Origin of the sequence: Shewanella sp. YQ_9 (assembly GCF_043103185.1) — a bacterium.
Taxonomy (GTDB): Bacteria; Pseudomonadota; Gammaproteobacteria; order Enterobacterales; family Shewanellaceae; genus Shewanella; species Shewanella algae.
The window spans coordinates 1-19152 of record NZ_JBICJO010000067.1; the positions used below are offsets into that span (position 1 = coordinate 1).

Consider the following 19152-nt stretch of genomic DNA (forward strand, 5'->3'; position numbering starts at 1 on the left):
TCCGAAGAATCGACTCAATGAATTCTGTTCGTATGAACACTCTTCATCGAGTTAAATCGTTTTGTCGATTTCTCAATGCCTGTGAGTGTCCACACAGATTTGCTTGTTTATCTTGTTAAAGAGCAATCCCTTAGGCGCTGCGGCCATCGGGTCAGGGCTGCGTATTCTACGCTTTCCTGCTGCGGCGTCAAGAGGTATTTACCATCTTTTTTCGCCTGTCGTTGAAAGGACTCGAGAGCCGTTTTTCTTCGACCCTGTCACGTCTTTCGCGTTGCCGCTGCGCCGTGTCAGTGGGAGCGCATTATAGGGAGCCAAAACTTTTGTGCAAGGGCTTTTTATAAGAAAACTGCTGTTTTTGGCTTATTTGCCGAGAATTTGTCCTGACCTGCCACTTTTTAATCTTTATAATGGCGAAAACCATTCATATAAGGACTTTTTATGGCCAATTCTCTCAGATCTTACCAAGGTACCAAGCCAAAGTTGGCCGAAGGCGTCTATGTTGATGAAGCTGCGGTTCTGGTAGGTGACATCTTTTTGGATCAGGACGCCAGCGTTTGGCCTATGGTGGCTGCCCGGGGTGACGTCAATCATATTCACATAGGCAAACGCAGTAGTGTTCAGGATGGCACTGTCCTGCATGTTACCCGTAAGTCGGTGACCAATCCCGAGGGACACCCGCTGCTCATCGGCGATGATGTCACCATAGGGCACAAAGCCATGCTTCATGGTTGCAAGGTAGGTAATCGTGTATTGGTTGGCATGGGAGCCATTATTTTGGATGGCGTCATCATCGAAGACGATGTGATTTTAGGTGCAGGTTCTTTGGTGCCTCCCGGCAAAGTGCTAAAGAGTGGCTTTCTCTATATAGGCAGCCCGGCCAAGCAGGCTCGCCCCTTGACCGAAGCCGAACGCCAATTTCTGCCACAATCGGCAGACAACTATGTCCGCCTTAAAGATGAGTACCTGGCCGAGCAAAGTAGTACTGACTAAGGTAACTCTATCTCACCGGCTCCATTGAAGCACTCCTGCTCAATCAGCGCCTCGGCTTCATCTTCGAAGTCGAAGCGCCACTGTTCAAACAGGCTCAGGATCTCTTGTTCTTCGAGAAAAACCTTGCCACTTAGTTGCTGCATACGTTGTAAACCAACATAGCAAGGAATACTGACCCCTTGCTGCTGGGCCATAAACATGAGCCTGTTTGATTCGGCTTGCCACTGACACAAGTCGCTGAAGATGATCCCCTGATTCATGAGGCCTCTCCTTTCAATTCTTGCCGCAGACTCTCGAGTACAGGCTCAACTTTGGGCATGACACCTCGCCATAAATAGAAACTTCTAGCCGCCTGCCCCACCAACATTCCTAAGCCATCCAGTATTTTTGCCGCCCCTTGCTCGGCAGCCCAGCGATTGAACGCGGTTGTATGTGCCGAATACATCATGTCGTAGCAATAGCTATGATTGGCAACCACGGTTACGGGAATATCCGGCAGCTCACCATGCAAACTGGCTGAGGTGGAATTAATTATGAGGTCATAGCCCTCATGGAGTTCATTTCGCCTCAACGCCTGCAATTGCTGTGGCGCAATAGCCGCCAACACCTCGGCCTTACTGTATGTTCTGTTGTAGATATCAATATGGCCGACACCGGCCGCCAGTAGAGAAAGCAGACAACCTCTGGCAGCCCCACCAGCGCCGAGCAGCAAGACCTTTTTATCTTTCAGCGTCAGGTAACAACTAAGATCGGCCACCAAGCCGTAGCCATCAGTATTGTCACCCCGAATTCTGCCATCATCCAGTTTAATCAGGGTATTCACCGCGGCGGCGGTTTCGGCTTCCTGGCTCAACTCATCACAGAGTTGAAAGGCTTGTTCCTTGAAAGGCACAGTGACATTGGCGCCCATCCCCCCGGCAGCAAAAAAAGCCGTGACACTGCCGCTGAAGTCATCGATTGGTGCCAGAATCGCTTGATAGCTTAGGGTTTGCCCGGTCTGAGCGGCAAAGGCTGCATGGATAGCGGGTGATTTACTGTGATGAATGGGATTGCCAAAGACGGCATAGCTGTCGGTCATCTGTGCTCCAGAGCAATGGAAGAGGTATCAGTCTACTCAGCGGCCCAAGGCCAGGCAAGGCTGCCGACCTATGGGGCTTTCAGTGTATACTGGCGCCAAAATCGACAACAAGATTCAACACGAAAATGAACTGGCTAAAGAAAATTATCAATCGCAAACCCGAAGCCGAGCGGGACCCCACCCAGTCCAACGCCTATGATCTGATTGGTGGCGATGAGACGATACGCGCCATAGCCAAGAGCTTTTATCAGCAAATGCAAACGCGGCCGGATACTCAGGAACTCCTGTCCATACATCAGGCTCCGCTGGCACAATCGGAACAGAAACTATATGAATTTCTCAGTGGTTGGTTGGGAGGGCCTCAGCTGTATCAAGCCAAATATGGCCACCCGGCGCTGAGAGCCAGACACATGCCGTTTGCCGTTGATGAAAGAATGCGCGATCAGTGGCTGTTATGCATGAGGGCCTCGCTGGAGGCCAATCTGAAGGATCCTGAACACAGGAAGGTGATTTTCAATGCTATCGCTCAGTTAGCTGACCATATGCGTAACCAATAAGCCAAAGAAGGGCTTATTGGTTACGCTCACTAACTATTCAGTGAGCCAATCCCTGGGGTGCAAAAAGTCACTGTATAGCTTGGCTTCGGCAGAGCCGGCTTCAGGTTCATAGGCATATTGCCAGCGAACCAAGGGCGGCATCGACATGAGTATTGACTCGGTTCGGCCGCCGGTTTGCAGCCCAAACAGCGTTCCTCTGTCATAGACCAGGTTGAACTCTACATAGCGACCTCGGCGATACAGTTGGAACTCGCGCTCACGCTCGCCATATTCGGTATCCTTACGCCGCTCAACAATGGGGGCATAGGCAGGTAAGAAGCCATTTCCGACAGCTTGCATGAAAGCAAAGCAGTGCTCAAAGCCACCTTCATTGAGGTCATCGAAGAAAAGGCCGCCGACACCTCGGGTTTCGTTTCTGTGTGGCAGGAAGAAATACTCATCGCACCATTTTTTGTACTCGGGATAAACCGCTTCGCCGAAGGGCTCACAAATAGCTTTGGCTTGCTGATGCCATTCGCGCACATCCTCGAGGAAAGGGTAATAGGGGGTCAGGTCGAAGCCACCACCAAACCACCAGACGGGATCGGCACCTTCTTTACGGGCGATAAAGAAGCGCACATTGGCATGGGTGGTTGGGGTATAGGGATTAAGCGGGTGGATAACCAGTGAAACCCCCATAGCTTCAAAGCTTCGTCCGGCCAGCTCAGGCCTGTGTGCCGTAGCCGAGGCCGGCATGGCTGCGCCTTCTACATGGGAGAAGTTCACCCCGGCCTGTTCAAACACGCCACCGCCGTTAAGTACCTTACTGATCCCGCCACCGCCCTCGGCCCGTTTCCAGGAATCGGTAGCAAACTCAGCTTTGCCATCCAGTCGTTCCAGTCCTTCACAAATCTGTTGTTGCAGTTGCATCAAGAATGCTTTTACCTGGTGGGAATCAGGTGCCGTCATGCTCGCTCCTTCTTGCTTGGAATTATTAGCCATTACGCAGGATCTGGCCGCTGCGAATATCTATGATGGTGGAAGGCTGGCGCTGCTGCCCCAACTCCCCTTCGATAAGGGCATCTATCTGCCCGGCAAAAGTTGTTTCAATATCATTCACAGTCAGTGCCGGCGGCTCACCCGCCAAGTTGGCACTGGTGGATACCAGCGGCTTACCCAAGGTATCACACAACTCCCTGACAACCGGATGGGCCGACACCCTGACGGCTATAGAGTCAAAATGGCCACAAAGCAGTTGGCTCATTCCCTGACGCACCGGCATGACAAAAGTAAAAGGTCCGGGCCATTTGGCAAAAGCCTGCTGCAGTTGCTCATCACTCAGTTGAGACTCGTCCAGATAGGGTTGCAACTGCCGATAGTCACTGGCGACCATGATAAGCCCCTTGTGCCAAGGACGCTGTTTGATGTTGAGAATTCGGGAAACGGCGGCTTCATTATCGGGATCGCATCCCAAACCATAAACAGCTTCGGTGGGATACGCTATGACCCCTCCATCCAGAAGCAGTTGCTTACTCCTGGCGGCGAGCAAGTGCAGCATTGAGAGTACCTTTTATAGAGACAAAGACGGCTGAGCGCCCTCGGCGACAGCGGAGGTGATTATAGTCACATATTTAGCCGGATCACAGAGTTCGCTTGTACTTACATTCCTTACGGGGACATTCCAGTCTGTCGCCTGCAGCGCCCTTACGTTCTACCAGAATACCGAAACCGCATTCAGGACAAGCTTCTGCCCGAGGAGGAAAGTTCACCAGAAACTTGCACTTGGGGTAGTTGCTGCAAGCATAAAAGCTCTTGCCGAACTTGCTGGTCCTATGCTCAAGCACTCCGCTATTACACTGAGGACAAGCCACTTTTTCAGCCTCTTCCTGCTGATCGTGTCGCTCGATATGAGTGCATTGTGGATACTGGGTACAACCAATAAAAATACCAAAGCGCCCCGACTTGACCGCTAACTCGTGGCCGCACTGGGGACACTCGGAGCCGGGAATAGGCTGAGAGTCGATGGATTCGTGCTGCACCAAAGGCCGGGTGTAATCGCACGCTGGATAATTATTACAGCCAATGAAGCCACCATGCTTACTGTGACGCACGGAGAGCTCACTGCCGCACTTGGGACAAAGTTCATATTCTTTTTCGAGCGCGTGCGCCCGAGCATTGAACAACTGCTGGTCTATCTTGGCCATGACACATCTCGCTATTAAAAGAGTTAGGCGAACATTTTACCAGCGCCACACGGATAAAGGGAGCCTGCAACTGGAGTCATCAAACAGCAAAGGCAAATGGGGCTGGGATCTCAGCACGGATGAAGATATATTGTATCCAAAATAACAAAAAGGACCCTCTCTATGCCTCTGCTCACAACTCCAGGAAAATCTCTCGCTTCCATACTGATGACGCTAATGATCAGCGCCTGCGCTGGCCACACACAGACCACGAATCTGTCCCCCGCCATAGCGACAGCTTCCCATGAACAATTACTGCAACACTCGGATGCCCTCTATAACCCAGTGCAATTGCAGCATGTGCTCGCGTCACTACAAAACACAACGGATATGACGCAGTGGCAGCAAGGGCTGTTTTATTTGAGGGGATACAGTTATTTCGGTCCCTTCGATAAATTGACCGACACAGATTTTCAGGCCATAGCCGACGCGTTGACAAGGTTGCCGCAACAGGCAAACTTTTCTATGGATGAGCAGTTTGCCGTAACCCTCTATCTCTATTTCACCAGCGACCAGCAAGCCGGAAAACTTGCACCACTACTGCCGAGGCTCGCCCACCAGCTGTCTCGATTGGGTAAACAAACTGCCAGTGAAGCCAGAGATTATGCATTATGGGAGACAATTCGAGCCTATGGATTTCTACTTAACCAGAGCCGACAGCGGCTCGATGGCCAGTTGAATAAGCTGCTGTTGCAACAGCACCTCGACGCAGATCTTTTGGGTTTTGTAGCTGGCAACAGATCAGCATGGGAGCGGGAAAACGCATATTGGGCCCTGGCCATGTACCGCCTGGCACTGACCCCCAGCAAGGGCAAACAAGCTGACGATACCCCGACTCCAGAACAACTGGTTCTGGATAAACAGCTCGAAGTCCTGGCACTCAAAGATATTGCCATCAGAGGTGATGCGGGTAAAGACAGCTACACCTTGGGATACCATGTAAACCACTTTGGTGGTCAACTGAGTTGCCAAGAGAAGACTCAGCTTTGCCGCATACCGGACTTACTCTCTGTACTACCGCAAAGACATGAATGTTCAGAGTCTCTATTTATCGTCGCCCAGGATCTCAGCACGGCTGAATTTACCGAGAGCTGCCAGCGACTAACGTCCCAGGAAAGCCATTTCCACTCTTTGCTCAAAACAGAGCAACAACCTACAACCAACGATCACAACCAGGCGCTGCAAGTCGTAGCTTTCAAAAACTGGAGCCAGTACAACGCCTATGGGCAGTTGCTGTTTGATATAGGTACAGACAACGGCGGCATGTATATAGAAGGTACACCACAGCAACCGGGCAACCAAGCCAGCTTCTTTGCCTTTCGCCAATTCTGGATCGCTCCCGAGTTCGCCATTTGGAACCTGAACCATGAGTACGTCCACTATCTGGACGGACGTTTCGTCAAATATGGTGGCTTTGGCCATTTTCCAGACAAAATGGTGTGGTGGGCCGAAGGCTTGGCGGAGTATATCTCCAAGGGAGAAACCAACCCCAAGGCTATTGATTTAGCTACTGAAGCCCTGGAACAGAAAAAGGCTTTGGACTTGGCGAGTATTTTTGCCACCGAGTACCAGGACGGCCAAGATCGTACTTACCGCTGGAGCTACTTGGCTATCCGCTTCCTGGCAGAGCAAGAACCTCTGGCACTCGTTCGCCTGAGCCAAGCCTTGAAAATGGATTATTTTGCCGGTTATGAGCAGGAATTGACGGCCTTAACATCAAAGGAGCCAGCTTTCCAGCAATGGCTGCAACAACTGGCCCAAACAGCCAAAAACAATGACGCGGATACTGCCCCATCAATACGCAAGCTCAATAGGTACAGCTATCGTGACTACCTGCAGCCGGCACACTTGAGCAGCAGCGGCCGTCATCAACACTACTGACAATGTCGTAATCGGATGCTTGATTCAGATAAGAAAGAGTTTGGGAAGGTGCCGGCAAGTCTGGCGCCTGTATTTCCAAAACATAAGAATATGAACAAAAACCGGCTTAGTTGCGGAATGGTAGAAATAAAAAGGGTCGCTTAATGAAAGCCAAACCGGGCAGCTAAATCCGGAAATTAAGCTGCTGCGGCATAGCTAAAACAGATCAGGAGTGTAATCGACCTTCTTCGGGTTGCTCGAAGATAAGATCTTCCATCTGCTCATAGGCAGACTCATTACCGGGCGCATTGAACAATACCATCAGAATCACCCACTTGAGGTCTTCCAACACCATGGCTGGCTCGTCCAATTCCATCACCCGATCGATAACCATCTCCCGGGTTTGCACATTCAGCACCCGAATCTGCTCCAGGAACAACAGGAAACCACGGCACTCGACGTCCAGTTTCTCCATTTCATCTTTGGTGTAGATGCGGAAGGAATGTTGAGTATGCCCTCTAAGGTAGGGAGTATCACTCTCCTGCAGTTCGGCCAACCGCTCAAGCCAGGAAAGCGCCTTGATGATTTCGGACTGATGGAAACCGGCACGGGTGAGTTCTTTGGTCAACTCATCTTCGTCGACCAACATTTCAACTTCACTATGAACATAGTTTTCAAACAGATACATGAGGATATCAAACATGGCTATTTCCTCTTAAGTCTAACGTAACCACCGGGTACTGCGGCAACCCAACCTTGCAACTCAAGTTCAAGCAATTGTTCCAACACCAGATCCAACGTTATTCCACTATGCTCAACCACAACATCCAAAGGTGTGGTCTCATAATCTACACTAGCTAACAGCGTTTTAAATGGCAACTCAGAGTTATCACTTGGTTTTATATGGTGACTCTTGTGCAAGTCTTCAAGGTGGCAGCTACATAAAGGCGCCAACTCTTCCACTATATCGGCCACAGACTCCACAAGTTTTGCCCCATTGCGAATTAAATCGTGGCATCCCTGGTGTTCATCGCCCATAACGGAACCCGGAACCGCAAAGACTTCTCTGCCTTGTTCTGCCGCCAAACGAGCGCTGATCAGTGAACCACTGCGCCGACGAGCTTCTACCACCAAGGTTCCCATTGCAAGGCCGCTGATTATACGGTTTCGTTTGGGGAAATTCCCGGAAAATACACCGACAGAAGGCCAAAGTTCACTGATAACAGCGCCATGTACTTGAATATCATCATAAAGGGCTCTATGCCTTCGAGGGTAAATTTCGTCAATTCCGGTTCCCAGTACTGCAATAGTCTTGCCGGTTGACGATAAGGCTCCCCGGTGAGCAGCGCCATCTATGCCGGCAGCCATACCACTGCATACGCTGATGTTCAAGGCATCCAGTTCGGCGCCCCACTGCCAGGCGAGCGACAAACCGGCGCGGCTGGCATCGCGGCTACCGACCATGGCCAGCGCGGGTTGCAGCAGGGTTTCAACCTGTCCTTTGACGAACAAAATCGGAGGAAAATCTGGGATATGTTTCAACAATGGCGGGTAAAAGGGATCGTCGGGGCAGATTAGATATCTGCCCTCTGCACCCTGCTGCCATTGCAAGGCTTGGTCAACTTTTTCAGGAGCCAACTCCAAGCGTTGGAGCTGTGTCTGGTTTATTGGCAAAGACTGGGGTTCATGTTCCAGCCTCTGTCTCAACTCAGCCACATCCATGTGCAAGAGTAATTGCCTTATCCGGAGGGGTCCCAGTCCAGATACCGCAGCGACAACCAGCCAATCAACCAGACTATTATGCGTCATTCACCTTTCAGTAATATGTCAGGCTTGACCAAAAGGTCATCAACCCTGACAGGGCTCTCGTTCACCATGATGAGCCCGAGAGCTGTCTTGTCGAATACCTTGAACACCATTACCTGACCGCGATAGAGGTCGGGCAGTTTAACGGCATTGTCTGAGCCCATCTTGGCCATCAGGTTGTCGTAAGCAGAGCGTTCGGTCGGCGGTACGGGGATACCATCGCCGTTGATCACCACTTCGGCACCGTCCTTGTAGATAGAGAATACATCGCCAGGCTCTACGCCCTCACGGCTGCCTCGATCCAGATAAAACACATCCAGTTTACCCATGGCGCGAATTTTACGTTCAGATGCCAACACCTTGGCGCCCTCGGTATCGCTGGCCTTGGGAATAAAGTAGGCAGACAACAAGGAGTCGTCTTCTATCGCCAACACTCTGAAACCGGCTTTGGTTTCGCGGAAATTGTTGAGCAGCTTCACCTTGGAAACCTCACCCGACTCCACCACTCGGCCGCTGGCACTGAGGATCACTTCCTGCCCCAGCAACTCACCGGTTTCCTTATTGGTAAATTCGCGCCCGGGCTGATACATCCCGACTTTATCGCCTTGTGGCAGATTGGCCTGGATATAGATGATGTCGTCCATCACATGGTGACGGGAATCTCTTTCTCCCCCCAGCACCATAGGTTGTTCCTTGAACCACTCTGGGTCGACCACCCGGTTCTGCACCAGGTAGGGTTGAATCAAGGCCAAATCGACCGCGGGAATGGCACCGCCTTTGGGTTGAACCCTTCCGGCCGGGCTCTTGCGAACATGAGGTTTATTGACCAGCCGGGGTTCACCGTCGATAAACACCAGTGTTAATCGATCGCCGGGATAAATAAGGTGTGGATTGGCTATCTGGGGATTGGCGCCCCAGAGTTTGGGCCAACGCCATGGGTCTTTGAGAAACAATGCCGATATATCCCAAAGGGTATCGCCTTTCTTAACCACATAAGTATCAGGATGACCGGGTTTTAATGTCAGGGTATCTGCTGCAACGAAGGCGCAATTAAATGTCAGTAACGCGAGTAAAATTAACCGTTTCATGGGGGCTTCCATGTTGTCTGGCTCATTAGTGAGAGCTTTTGCTGTTATTGATAGCCGCTAAGGATTAAAATTAACGCAATAGCACAAGTCAGTATAACCAACTGGCACGGATTTGACAGACTTGTTAAGAGTTTATCTATGGCCCTGTTAAAAGTATTACGATTCCCAGACGAGAGATTACGCACGATTGCCCAGCCCGTGACAGAATTTGATTCTGCACTGCAGACGCAAATCGATAATATGTTCGAGACCATGTACGAAGAAAAGGGTATTGGTCTGGCGGCAACTCAAGTCGATTTTCATAAGCAATTGATTGTGATGGACTTGCAGGACGATGTCGAACGTCCAAAAGTCTTTATCAACCCTCAAATTATCAGCGCCAGCGGCGACTTCTGTAATGAAGAGGGTTGTCTGTCTGTACCCGGTATTTATGCCAAGGTGGATAGAGCCGAATTTATTACCGTGACGGCGCTCGACCGTGATGGCAATGAATTTACTATTGAAGCAGACGGTTTATTTGCCATCTGTATTCAGCACGAGATGGATCATCTAAAGGGCAAGCTTTTCGTTGATTATCTGTCACCACTGAAACGTCAGCGGATCAGACAAAAGCTGGAAAAAGCGGCACGTCAGGAAGCTAAAGCCTGAATTAATCCCGAATAATTAGGATCTATTTTGAAACCACTGAAGATCATTTTTGCCGGTACTCCGGACTTTGCAGCGCGCCACCTGCAGGCGCTGCTGGACTCAGAGCATCAAGTCATTGCCGTCTATACCCGAGTGGACAAGCCCGCCGGACGAGGCCACAAGCTAACCCCAAGCCCGGTCAAGGCGCTGGCGTTGGAACACGATATTCCCGTCTATCAACCCAAGTCGCTGCGCCACGAAGAAGCCCAGCAGGAGCTGGCAGCTCTTGGAGCCGATATCATGGTGGTGGTCGCCTATGGCCTGATCCTGCCATTGGCAGTGTTGCAGGCTCCCCGCCTGGGATGCATCAATGTTCACGGCTCTATTCTGCCGCGCTGGCGCGGTGCGGCGCCTATCCAAAGGGCATTGTGGGCCGGGGACAAAGAAACCGGGGTCACCATAATGCAGATGGATGTCGGTTTGGATACCGGAGACATGCTGCTCAAGACCTCGCTGCCGATAGCCGATGACGACACTTCAGCAACCCTGTATGAAAAACTGGCCCAACAGGGACCAGTGGCACTGATCCAAGCTCTGCAAGGTCTGGCCGAAGGCAAACTCACCGCCGAGCCGCAGGATGAATCACTGGCCAACTACGCCGAAAAACTCAGTAAAGAGGAAGCCCGTATCGACTGGCATAAGGCTGCCCGCAATCTGTGGCAGGAGATCCGCGCCTTTAACCCATGGCCGGTGAGCTACTTTGAATGCCAAGGGCAAAATATCAAGGTCTGGCAGGCCGAAGTGGAAGAGTCAGCCGAGCAGTTTGAGCCGGGCACAGTGGTGCGCGCCGACAAGCGAGGGTTAGCTATTGCCACTGCCGATGGCTTATTGGTGTTGAAAAAGGCGCAACTGCCAGGGAAAAAACCGCTGGATATCGCCGATATTCTCAACGCCAGGGGCGAATGGTTCCAGCCCGGAAAAAATTTGGCTCAAGCATCATGAGGCAGAATCTCAGAGCCCTTGCCGCCAAGGCCATCTTTCAGGTGCTGGAGCGTGGCATGTCCCTCTCGGTTGCCCTGCCCGAACAACAGCAGCAGCTTCACAGCGGCAAAGACAAGGCGCTTTTGGCCGAACTTTGCTACGGCGTAATACGCACCCTGCCACAGCTGGATAAGAGAGTCAGCGACTGCCTCAGTAAACAGTTCAAAGGGAAACAGCGTATCGTCCACCAGCTGCTTCTTGTGGGGTGTTACCAATTGTATTTCACCCGGATACCGGCCCATGCAGCCATTTCGGAAACTGCCGAAGCCTGTCGTCAGCTGAAGTTTGAAAACCTGGTCAAGGTAGTCAACGGCGTTTTACGCAATATCCAGCGAGACAATAGTCCACTGGCCACAGATAACCCTGTGCTGGAACACAATACGCCCAACTGGATCCTCAAGGCGCTCACTGCCGCCTATCCGGAAAACTGGCAACAAGTTGTGCAGCAGAGTCACCAGCGGCCGCCACTGTGGCTGCGCAACAACCGTTTATCCCAAAGTCGTGAGCAATATCTGCAACACTTGGCTGAAGCCGAAATTGCCGCCACTCCAGGTCAGGGGGAAGACAGTATATTGCTTGAGCAAGCCTGCGATGTCACCACTCTGCCCGGCTTTGGCGAAGGCTCAGTGTCTGTGCAGGATGGTGCTGCTCAATGGGCCGCCGCCCTGCTGGCACCGCAAGCGGGCGAAACCATTCTCGATGCCTGCGCCGCTCCGGGAGGCAAGAGTTGCCATCTGCTGGAGCTGTGTCCTGACATAGAACTGGTGGCGGTCGACAACGACAACAAACGGCTGCAGAGAGTTGCCGAGAACCTGCAAAGGTTGCAACTGAATGCCAAGTTGGTGCACGGCGATGCCGCAAATATTGCTTCATGGTGGCAGGGTAGCAAGTTTGATCGCATATTACTGGATGCCCCCTGCTCGGCTACCGGCGTTATTCGGCGCCATCCGGATATCATGTGGCTGCGTAAGCCACAGGATATTGAGGAGTTGGCCAAGGTGCAGCAACAGATATTGGATCACTGCTGGCAATGGTTGAAGCCAGGCGGTGTACTGTTATACGCCACCTGCTCTATCCTGCCACAGGAAAACCGCGATCAAGTTGTCGCCTTCCTGGAGCGTACGCCGGATGCCCGGCTGGAAGCTATCACTCAGGCAGACCAGCCAGATGCGATAGGCTGGCAAATCTTGCCCGGACAGGACAATATGGACGGGTTTTATTACGCGCGAATCGTTAAGTCGAAACTTCAGGGATAAGACGAGGCCATGAAAATAATCATCTTGGGCGCAGGTCAGGTCGGTGGCACCCTTGCAGAAAACCTGGTGGGTGAAAACAACGATATCACCATAGTCGACAGTGACAGAAATCGCCTTAGGGCACTGCAAGACAAATATGACTTGCGGGTGGTTGTCGGTCACGGAGCCCACCCAGGCGTCTTGAAAGAAGCCGGCGCCGAAGATGCCGATATGCTGATCGCTGTAACCAACAGCGACGAATGCAACATGGCCGCCTGTCAAATTGCCTATACCCTGTTTGGCACACCAACCAAGATAGCCCGTATTCGCTCAGAGCAGTACTTGGGGATGCAGGATAAGCTGTTTATCGACAGTGAAACCAAGAGTAATGAGCCTCGTACCCGGGGTGGTTTCATCATAGATGAGCTGATTGCCCCCGAACAGTTAGTAACCGCTTACATACAACGCCTGGTAGATTACCCAGGGGCTTTACAGGTTCTGGAGTTCGCCGAAGGAAAACTGAGCCTGGTGGCTGTTCGCGCCTATTATGGCGGCCCATTGGTGGGCAACGCGCTGGCTGCACTGCGCGAACACATGCCGAATATTGATACCCGGGTAGCGGCGATTTTCCGTCAGGGACGGCCGATTATGCCCAGGGGAACCACTATCATAGAAGCCGATGATGAAGTGTTCTTTGTCGCCGATAGTCGCCATGTGCGGGCAGTAATGAGTGAGATGCAGAAGCTGGATAACAGTTACCGCAATATCATGATCGCCGGTGGCGGTAACATAGGTTTGGGACTGGCCAAGAAGCTACAGCGTAATCACTCGGTCAAGTTGATAGAACATCGTCAGGACAGAGCCGAGGCGCTGTCGGAAAAGCTGGAAAATACTACGGTATTCTGCGGTGATGCTTCCGATCAGGAACTCCTGATGGAAGAGCACATAGATCAAACCGATGTGTTTATCGCCGTCACCAACGACGACGAGGCCAATATCATGTCGGCGCTGTTGGCCAAACGTATGGGTGCCAAGAAAGTGATGGTGCTTATTCAGCGTGAAGCCTATGTCGATATCGTTCAGGAAGCTAATATCGATATCGCCATTTCGCCGCAACAAGCCACCATCTCGGCCTTGTTGACCCATATCCGCCAAGGTGATATCTGCAACGTATATTCACTGCGCCGAGGTGCTGCCGAGGCGATTGAAGCCATAGCCCACGGAGATTCCAGCACCAGCAAAGTCGTCGGCAAACAGATAGGCGAAATCAAGCTACCACCGGGTACCACCATAGGCGCCATAGTCCGCGATGATGAAGTCTTGATGGCCCACGATAAGACAGTTATCGAACAGGGAGACCATGTCATTCTCTTCCTGGTGAACAAGAAGTTTATCGGCGAAGTGGAAAAACTGTTCCAGCCGAGCGCTTTCTTCTTCTAAGGCTCTGGCCATGCTGAATTTTCGCCCGCTACTATTCATCCTAGGCCTGTTTTTGTCCATGCTGACGGCCTTTATGTTTATTCCACTCTTCTTCGCCCTGTTTTACGGCGAAGAAACAGTGGCAGCCTTCATGGCATCGGCGCTGGTCACAGGTACTGTCTCCAGTATCTGTATGCACAGGGGCCAAGGGCAGCAGCTTAATCTGAATATCCGCGACATGTTCCTGCTGACCAGTCTCACCTGGTTTATTGTCAGCTTGTTCGCCGCCATGCCCTTTACCCTGTATCACGGTATTGGCTACACCGATGCCTTCTTTGAAACCATGTCGGGGATCACCACCACAGGCTCCACTGTACTATCCGGGCTGGACAGCATGGATCACAGCATTCTTGTCTGGCGTTCGCTGTTGCAGTGGCTCGGTGGCATAGGCTTTATTGTGATGGCAGTGGCCATTCTGCCGTTTCTCAACGTAGGGGGGATGCGGCTGTTCAGAACAGAATCCTCAGATTGGTCCGAAAAGGCCATCCCCCGCACCCAGAGCCTGGCCAAATACCTGTTTCTGGTGTATTTGGGGCTGACAGTATGCTGCGGTTTAGCATATCACCTGGCGGGGATGAACTGGTTTCAAGCGCTCAACCATGCCATGACCACGCTCTCCACTGGGGGCTACTCGACTTCGGACAGTTCCATGGCAGCCTTTCCCAAGGCGGCGCACTGGGTCGGGGTGGTATTTATGGCGGCCGGTGGCCTGCCGCTGCTGATGTTTGTTCAGAGTCTGCAGCAACGTAGTATCAAGGTCTGGAATGATGCCCAAGTGAAAGGCTTTATTCTTTTTCTGCTGCTGGTGTCTTTCTCTCTGGCTTATTGGCTCTACAATTCGCGTGAAATAGCCTTTATTGACGCCCTGCGGCTCTCGAGTTTCAACGTGGTTTCCGTGGTCACTACCACAGGCTATGGCCTGACCGACTATGGCAGTTGGGGGGCGCTGGCAAATATCGCTTTTCTGTTCCTGATGTTTGTCGGCAGCTGTTCAGGTTCAACCTCCGGCGGAATCAAGATATTCCGCTTCCAGATCGCCGGCGCCATCATGCGCGAACAATTGAAGCAGCAGTTTCATCCCAACGGCATTTTCCGCGAACGCTACAACAACCGACCTATCAATGAAGAGATTGTGCGTTCCCTGGTGACCTTCGCACTGCTGTTTATGCTGGTTATCGTGATGCTGACGCTGGTGTTGGTGCTTTGTGGTCTTGACCCTGTCACCAGCCTGTCCGGCGCAGTCACGGCAGTGACCAACGTCGGCCCAGGGCTTGGCCCTGTTATCGGCCCAGCAGGCAACTTTTCCAGCCTGCCGGACTTGGCCAAATGGGCGCTGTCGATAGGCATGTTACTGGGCCGCTTGGAGATCCTGACTGTCGCCGTCTTGTTCCATCCCAGCTTCTGGAAATACTGATATTATCTATGGGTGAATTTTATTCAGCTGTAGATAATCGATCTGCAGGACATACATGCGTTTGACATCCGAGTATTGGCCGTTGATAAAGATCTCCTGTACCAGATGGCCTTCCTCTTTAAAGCCGCACTTCTGATAGAGTTGTAACGCCTTGTCATTCTCCAAGGCCACATGCAGATAAACCTTGTATAGGTTCAGTATGGTAAAGGCGTAGTTGAGCGCCTTGTTAACCATGGCCCTGGCGTAGCCTCGCCCCTGAAACTCAGGCGCTATGATTATCTGAAACTCGGCATTGCGATGAATGTCATTGATCTCCACCAGCTCAACCAGACCTATGGTCTGCTGCTGAGCATTTTCTGCGATAAAGCGCCGCTCTGTCTTATCGTGGATATGCTTGTTGTAGAGCTCTTCAAGCTCATCGAACGATTCATAGGGCTCTTCAAACCAGTAAGCCATAATGATGCGGTTGTTATTCAGCTGATGAATAAACCTCAGGTCTGTTCTTTCCAGCGCCCGTAGGCGAATCTCACCGTCATTCATGACACCTCCTAAAGTCGTGCCAATAAAGCCAGCCATATTAAGCGGACAACAGGCACACAGATAGTGAAAGTTAATTTACCTTGCCACCCTTTTCCACACATACAAAAAAGCGCAGTATCAGGACTGCGCTTTGAAAACATTGCCTCTATCAGGAAGCCAAGTCACTCAGGTACTCGGCATAGTGCTTTACGTCTTCCCAGTCCGTGTAGTCGATAACCGTCTTGGGATCGGTTGGCCCCCCCGTCATCTTCATGATCAGCCGGATCATAAAGCTGTCCAGCCAGCCCCAAGAGGGGTAATCCACCTTACCGGCGATAATCTTCACATCCTTGGGCTTCCAATCCGACAGGGCAATAAACTTCTGCAGATACTTGTTGTTTTCCGGGATCCGTTTCTCCGGCTTGCGAGCCACCACATTGACGGAAAAGAAACTGAGTCCTTTCTCTGCCAGCACCTGTTGGTGTTTGCTGCAAAAAGCGAACACGCTCTTGTCGTAGGTACCATAAAGCACACAAGCACCGAGGACCACGACATCATATTTTTGCCAGTCGATGTTTTCCGCCTCCGCCGCAGCCAAATCCATGCTGTCACACTCATGGCCCAACTGCTGTAGCCTTTCGGCAATACAGCGACTGATCTTGGCAGTGTGGCCACCACGGGAGAAGTAGAGCACAAGAATGGATTTCATAAGTTCGCCTATTGAGTGTCTGTAACTTAAATTGTGTGGCTTATCGCCCGGATTGAACAAGTTGAAAGATCACATAATCGGCTTCAACCCGTGAGAATATTGCCGCAAATTGCGCTGTATCGGTATTTTTCAGGCTAGAATTGCGATCCAGATAAAAGACTGATGATTGTGCTCATCTCCCCATTCAATTAGAATAACCTAATCAAAAGGCGAAGAGGTTCCAAGCTGATGCAAAAAGATATTGATGTCGCAGCCATGCTTTCCAATGCGGAAAACGCTGCCAAATGGCTCAAGGCCATCGCCAACCCTTACCGCCTGATGATCCTCTGCCTTCTGCTGGATCAAGAGTTGAGCGTCACTCAGTTGAATGAAACCGTGCCCCTGAGCCAGTCCGCTCTGTCACAACATCTGGCGGTACTGCGTGCTGAAGATCTGGTGGCGACCCGCAAGAGTTCGCAGGTTGTTTACTACTCGCTCAAGAACCAGCAGGTCACAGAGGTCATCTCTATTCTGCACCGCAAGTACTGCGCTTAGGTCTTAAAGCTCGGCAAACTCGGCAGCAAATGCCTTCACCCGCTGCCAATCGGTGAATTCATAAGTACCGCTGGTATCTGTTGGCCCCTTGGTTATCCACATAATCAGCCGAATCATGCTACGGTCAAATAAACCGTAGTTGGGATAAGCTATCTTGCCGGCAAACACGCCTTGCAACTGTGGCTGCCACAGGGATAACTGCAAGAACTTCTGCATATAAGGGTTGGTTTCCGGTGTATTCTTTTCCGGCTTGCGGGCCACAACATTCACGGTAAAGAAGGCGTTCTTCTTGGCGTTCAGCAGCGCATGATGGTTATTGACGAAACGATACAGCTCAGGCCTATGCTTACCATAACGTATGCTGGCACCCACCAAGATTTTATCGAATGTCGGTAACGTATCGGTTTCCACCTCAGCCAGCGATACCATAGAGACTATCTCACCCGCTTGGCTCAATTCATCGGCCATGGTCTGGCATATTGCCTTGGTTTGGCCATCAACGGTCGAGTAAATAATCAGAGTCTTGCTCATCAGTTCTTCCAGAAAGTCGGGGTAAACAACACCAATAAGGTAAAGATTTCCAAGCGCCCAAACAACATGGCAACCACAAGCACGTATTTGGCTCCGTCACCTATGCTGGCGTAGTTGCTGGCAACTTCGCCAAGGCCTGGCCCCAGGTTGTTGAGGCAAGCTGCGGTGGCGCTGAAGGCCGTAATAGCATCCATCCCCATGGCCATCAGAACCAGCATACAGATGACAAACACCAGAGCATAGGCGGAGAAGAAGCCCCAAACAGCGTCTATCACCCTATCCGGCAACGCCTTGGAACCGATACGAATGGAGAACATGGCCCTGGGATGAATTAGACGCTTAAGCTCGCGCGAGCCCTGCAGTAACAGTAGCACCACGCGGATAACCTTGATCCCGCCGGCAGTAGAACCACCGCTGCCGCCGATAAAGCTGGAAAACATCAACAGAATAGGCAGAAACAGCGGCCAAACATGGAAGCTCTCGGTACCAAAACCGGCAGTGGTGGAAATGGATACCGCCTGAAACAGCGCATGATCCAGAGTTTGTTCCGGTGAGTCGTAGATACCCGAGTGATACAAGGTGGCGAAACAGATAGCGGTCAGCAGTAACTGAATACCGATAAGCGCCTTGAATTCGGCATCACGAAAGTAAACCTTGAAGTTGATCCCCCGTCGGGAAAATGCCGCAAAGTGCAGGCTGAAGTTCACGGCCGCAATCAGTAGAAATACCACACAAATTAAATTGATGGTCGGGCTTTGAAAGTAGCCCATGCTGGCATCATGGGTGGAGAAGCCGCCGATGGCGATAGTAGAAAATGAATGGCTGATGGCATCGAAGGCACTCATACCGGCGAGCCAGTAAGCGCCGGCACAGGCCAGGGTCAACATCAGATAGATATACCAGAGCGTCTTGGCCGTTTCGGCAATCCTGGGGGTCATCTTGGAATCTTTTACGGGCCCGGGGATCTCGGCCCGGTAAAGCTGCATCCCCCCGATCCCCAAGACCGGCAGAATAGCCACCGCCAGCACAATGATTCCCATGCCACCAAGCCATTGCAGCAAGTGACGATAAAAGAGTATCGCCTTTGGCAGGTTATCCAAGCCGACAATCACAGTGGCCCCTGTGGTTGTCAGTGCCGAAAAAGATTCAAAAATACTGTCGGCCAGCGACAAGTCCGGCTGTTTCGATAGCAAAAAGGGCAAGGTACCTATGGCACCAAGTACGGTCCAGAACAGCACAACAATCAAAAAACCCTCTCGGGTCTTGAGTTCTGCCTTATGGTGGCGATTGGGATACCAGAGCCAGAAGCCGATAAATAGACTGATAAAGAAGGCCTTGATAAAGGCTGTACCACCGCCGTCTTCATAGATAAGGGCCACCAATGCCGGAGGCAGCATAGTGATGGAGAAGAGCCCTATCAGTAACCCAGTAATACGGGTAATTGTTCGGTAATGCATGCCGT

At 51.6% G+C, this 19152-nt stretch carries 21 protein-coding genes; 9 read left to right on the plus strand and 12 right to left on the minus strand.

Annotated features, from left to right (window positions below; genetic code table 11):
- Positions 1-438 precede the first annotated feature (438 nt).
- Entirely contained in the window at positions 439-990 is a 552-nt protein-coding gene (locus tag ACF8D4_RS18255) for a gamma carbonic anhydrase family protein (RefSeq protein WP_096142795.1), read from the plus strand.
- Here ACF8D4_RS18255 and ACF8D4_RS18260 read toward each other — a convergent pair.
- Positions 987-1250 (minus strand): DUF1488 domain-containing protein, encoded by a 264-nt coding sequence (locus tag ACF8D4_RS18260; protein WP_028780916.1) that lies wholly within the window; start codon positions 1248-1250, stop codon positions 987-989. The genes ACF8D4_RS18255 and ACF8D4_RS18260 overlap by 4 nt on opposite strands.
- Positions 1247-2068: a shikimate dehydrogenase gene (gene aroE, locus ACF8D4_RS18265; RefSeq protein WP_044735619.1), complete on the minus strand. Its 822-nt coding sequence runs from the start codon at positions 2066-2068 to the stop codon at positions 1247-1249. Before aroE ends, ACF8D4_RS18260 begins: the two co-directional genes overlap by 4 nt.
- A 125-nt stretch (positions 2069-2193) precedes the next feature.
- Between aroE and ACF8D4_RS18270 the strand changes: the two genes are divergently transcribed.
- Positions 2194-2625 (plus strand): group II truncated hemoglobin, encoded by a 432-nt coding sequence (locus tag ACF8D4_RS18270; protein WP_025011814.1) that lies wholly within the window; start codon positions 2194-2196, stop codon positions 2623-2625.
- Between the two features lie 33 nt (positions 2626-2658).
- On the opposite strand, the gene hemF is transcribed toward ACF8D4_RS18270, so the two are convergent.
- The 3 genes from hemF to ACF8D4_RS18285 all read right to left on the minus strand — a co-directional run bounded on the left by hemF (position 2659) and on the right by ACF8D4_RS18285 (position 4808).
- Entirely contained in the window at positions 2659-3573 is a 915-nt protein-coding gene (gene hemF / locus ACF8D4_RS18275; RefSeq protein WP_392466118.1) for an oxygen-dependent coproporphyrinogen oxidase, read from the minus strand.
- A 25-nt stretch (positions 3574-3598) separates the two neighbouring features.
- The gene (locus ACF8D4_RS18280) at positions 3599-4162 is read right to left on the minus strand and encodes an L-threonylcarbamoyladenylate synthase (protein ID WP_335918832.1); all 564 of its coding nucleotides are present in this window, start codon (positions 4160-4162) and stop codon (positions 3599-3601) included.
- Between the two features lie 82 nt (positions 4163-4244).
- Complete coding sequence (locus ACF8D4_RS18285; RefSeq protein WP_025011817.1) at positions 4245-4808, minus strand: type I DNA topoisomerase; 564 nt, start codon at positions 4806-4808, stop codon at positions 4245-4247.
- 162 nt (positions 4809-4970) lie between these two features.
- Here ACF8D4_RS18285 and ACF8D4_RS18290 point away from each other — a divergent pair, with 162 nt between their 5' ends.
- A complete protein-coding gene (locus ACF8D4_RS18290; protein WP_392466121.1) occupies positions 4971-6728 on the plus strand; it encodes a collagenase in 1758 nt (585 codons plus the stop codon).
- Between the two features lie 205 nt (positions 6729-6933).
- Here ACF8D4_RS18290 and ACF8D4_RS18295 read toward each other — a convergent pair whose 3' ends face one another.
- From ACF8D4_RS18295 to ACF8D4_RS18305, 3 genes are all read right to left on the minus strand, one after another.
- Positions 6934-7410, minus strand: coding sequence for a DUF494 family protein (locus ACF8D4_RS18295; protein ID WP_025889803.1), 477 nt, complete (start codon positions 7408-7410; stop codon positions 6934-6936).
- A gap of 2 nt (positions 7411-7412) precedes the next feature.
- Complete coding sequence (gene dprA / locus ACF8D4_RS18300) at positions 7413-8429, minus strand: DNA-processing protein DprA (protein ID WP_025889801.1); 1017 nt, start codon at positions 8427-8429, stop codon at positions 7413-7415.
- 83 nt (positions 8430-8512) lie between these two features.
- The gene (locus ACF8D4_RS18305) at positions 8513-9613 is read right to left on the minus strand and encodes a LysM peptidoglycan-binding domain-containing protein (RefSeq protein ID WP_025889800.1); all 1101 of its coding nucleotides are present in this window, start codon (positions 9611-9613) and stop codon (positions 8513-8515) included.
- 126 nt (positions 9614-9739) lie between these two features.
- Between ACF8D4_RS18305 and def the strand changes: the two genes are divergently transcribed.
- The 5 genes from def to ACF8D4_RS18330 are packed head-to-tail and all read left to right on the plus strand — an operon-like array spanning position 9740 to position 15397.
- A complete protein-coding gene (gene def, locus ACF8D4_RS18310; RefSeq protein WP_025011820.1) occupies positions 9740-10249 on the plus strand; it encodes a peptide deformylase in 510 nt (169 codons plus the stop codon).
- Between the two features lie 27 nt (positions 10250-10276).
- The gene (gene fmt, locus ACF8D4_RS18315; protein ID WP_144133293.1) at positions 10277-11230 is read left to right on the plus strand and encodes a methionyl-tRNA formyltransferase; all 954 of its coding nucleotides are present in this window, start codon (positions 10277-10279) and stop codon (positions 11228-11230) included.
- The gene (gene rsmB / locus ACF8D4_RS18320) at positions 11227-12525 is read left to right on the plus strand and encodes a 16S rRNA (cytosine(967)-C(5))-methyltransferase RsmB (protein WP_345871357.1); all 1299 of its coding nucleotides are present in this window, start codon (positions 11227-11229) and stop codon (positions 12523-12525) included. The genes fmt and rsmB overlap by 4 nt, the downstream gene beginning before the upstream one ends.
- A 9-nt stretch (positions 12526-12534) precedes the next feature.
- The gene (trkA, locus tag ACF8D4_RS18325; protein WP_025011823.1) at positions 12535-13944 is read left to right on the plus strand and encodes a Trk system potassium transporter TrkA; all 1410 of its coding nucleotides are present in this window, start codon (positions 12535-12537) and stop codon (positions 13942-13944) included.
- Positions 13945-13954: 10 nt separating this feature from the next.
- On the plus strand, positions 13955-15397 hold the full coding sequence (locus ACF8D4_RS18330) for a TrkH family potassium uptake protein (RefSeq protein WP_144221429.1): 1443 nt from the start codon (positions 13955-13957) through the stop codon (positions 15395-15397).
- A gap of 6 nt (positions 15398-15403) precedes the next feature.
- Here the strand turns inward: ACF8D4_RS18330 and speG are convergent, their stop codons facing one another.
- Positions 15404-15937, minus strand: coding sequence for a spermidine N1-acetyltransferase (speG, locus tag ACF8D4_RS18335; RefSeq protein ID WP_392466127.1), 534 nt, complete (start codon positions 15935-15937; stop codon positions 15404-15406).
- Between the two features lie 148 nt (positions 15938-16085).
- Complete coding sequence (gene hemG / locus ACF8D4_RS18340; protein WP_054745270.1) at positions 16086-16625, minus strand: menaquinone-dependent protoporphyrinogen IX dehydrogenase; 540 nt, start codon at positions 16623-16625, stop codon at positions 16086-16088.
- 228 nt (positions 16626-16853) lie between these two features.
- Between hemG (ACF8D4_RS18340) and ACF8D4_RS18345 the strand changes: the two genes are divergently transcribed.
- Positions 16854-17159 (plus strand): metalloregulator ArsR/SmtB family transcription factor, encoded by a 306-nt coding sequence (locus ACF8D4_RS18345; protein ID WP_025011827.1) that lies wholly within the window; start codon positions 16854-16856, stop codon positions 17157-17159.
- Positions 17160-17162: 3 nt separating this feature from the next.
- On the opposite strand, the gene hemG (ACF8D4_RS18350) is transcribed toward ACF8D4_RS18345, so the two are convergent.
- Complete coding sequence (gene hemG / locus ACF8D4_RS18350; protein WP_028780927.1) at positions 17163-17690, minus strand: menaquinone-dependent protoporphyrinogen IX dehydrogenase; 528 nt, start codon at positions 17688-17690, stop codon at positions 17163-17165.
- Positions 17690-19147: a TrkH family potassium uptake protein gene (locus ACF8D4_RS18355; RefSeq protein ID WP_025011829.1), complete on the minus strand. Its 1458-nt coding sequence runs from the start codon at positions 19145-19147 to the stop codon at positions 17690-17692. Before ACF8D4_RS18355 ends, hemG (ACF8D4_RS18350) begins: the two co-directional genes overlap by 1 nt.
- Positions 19148-19152 lie beyond the last annotated feature (5 nt).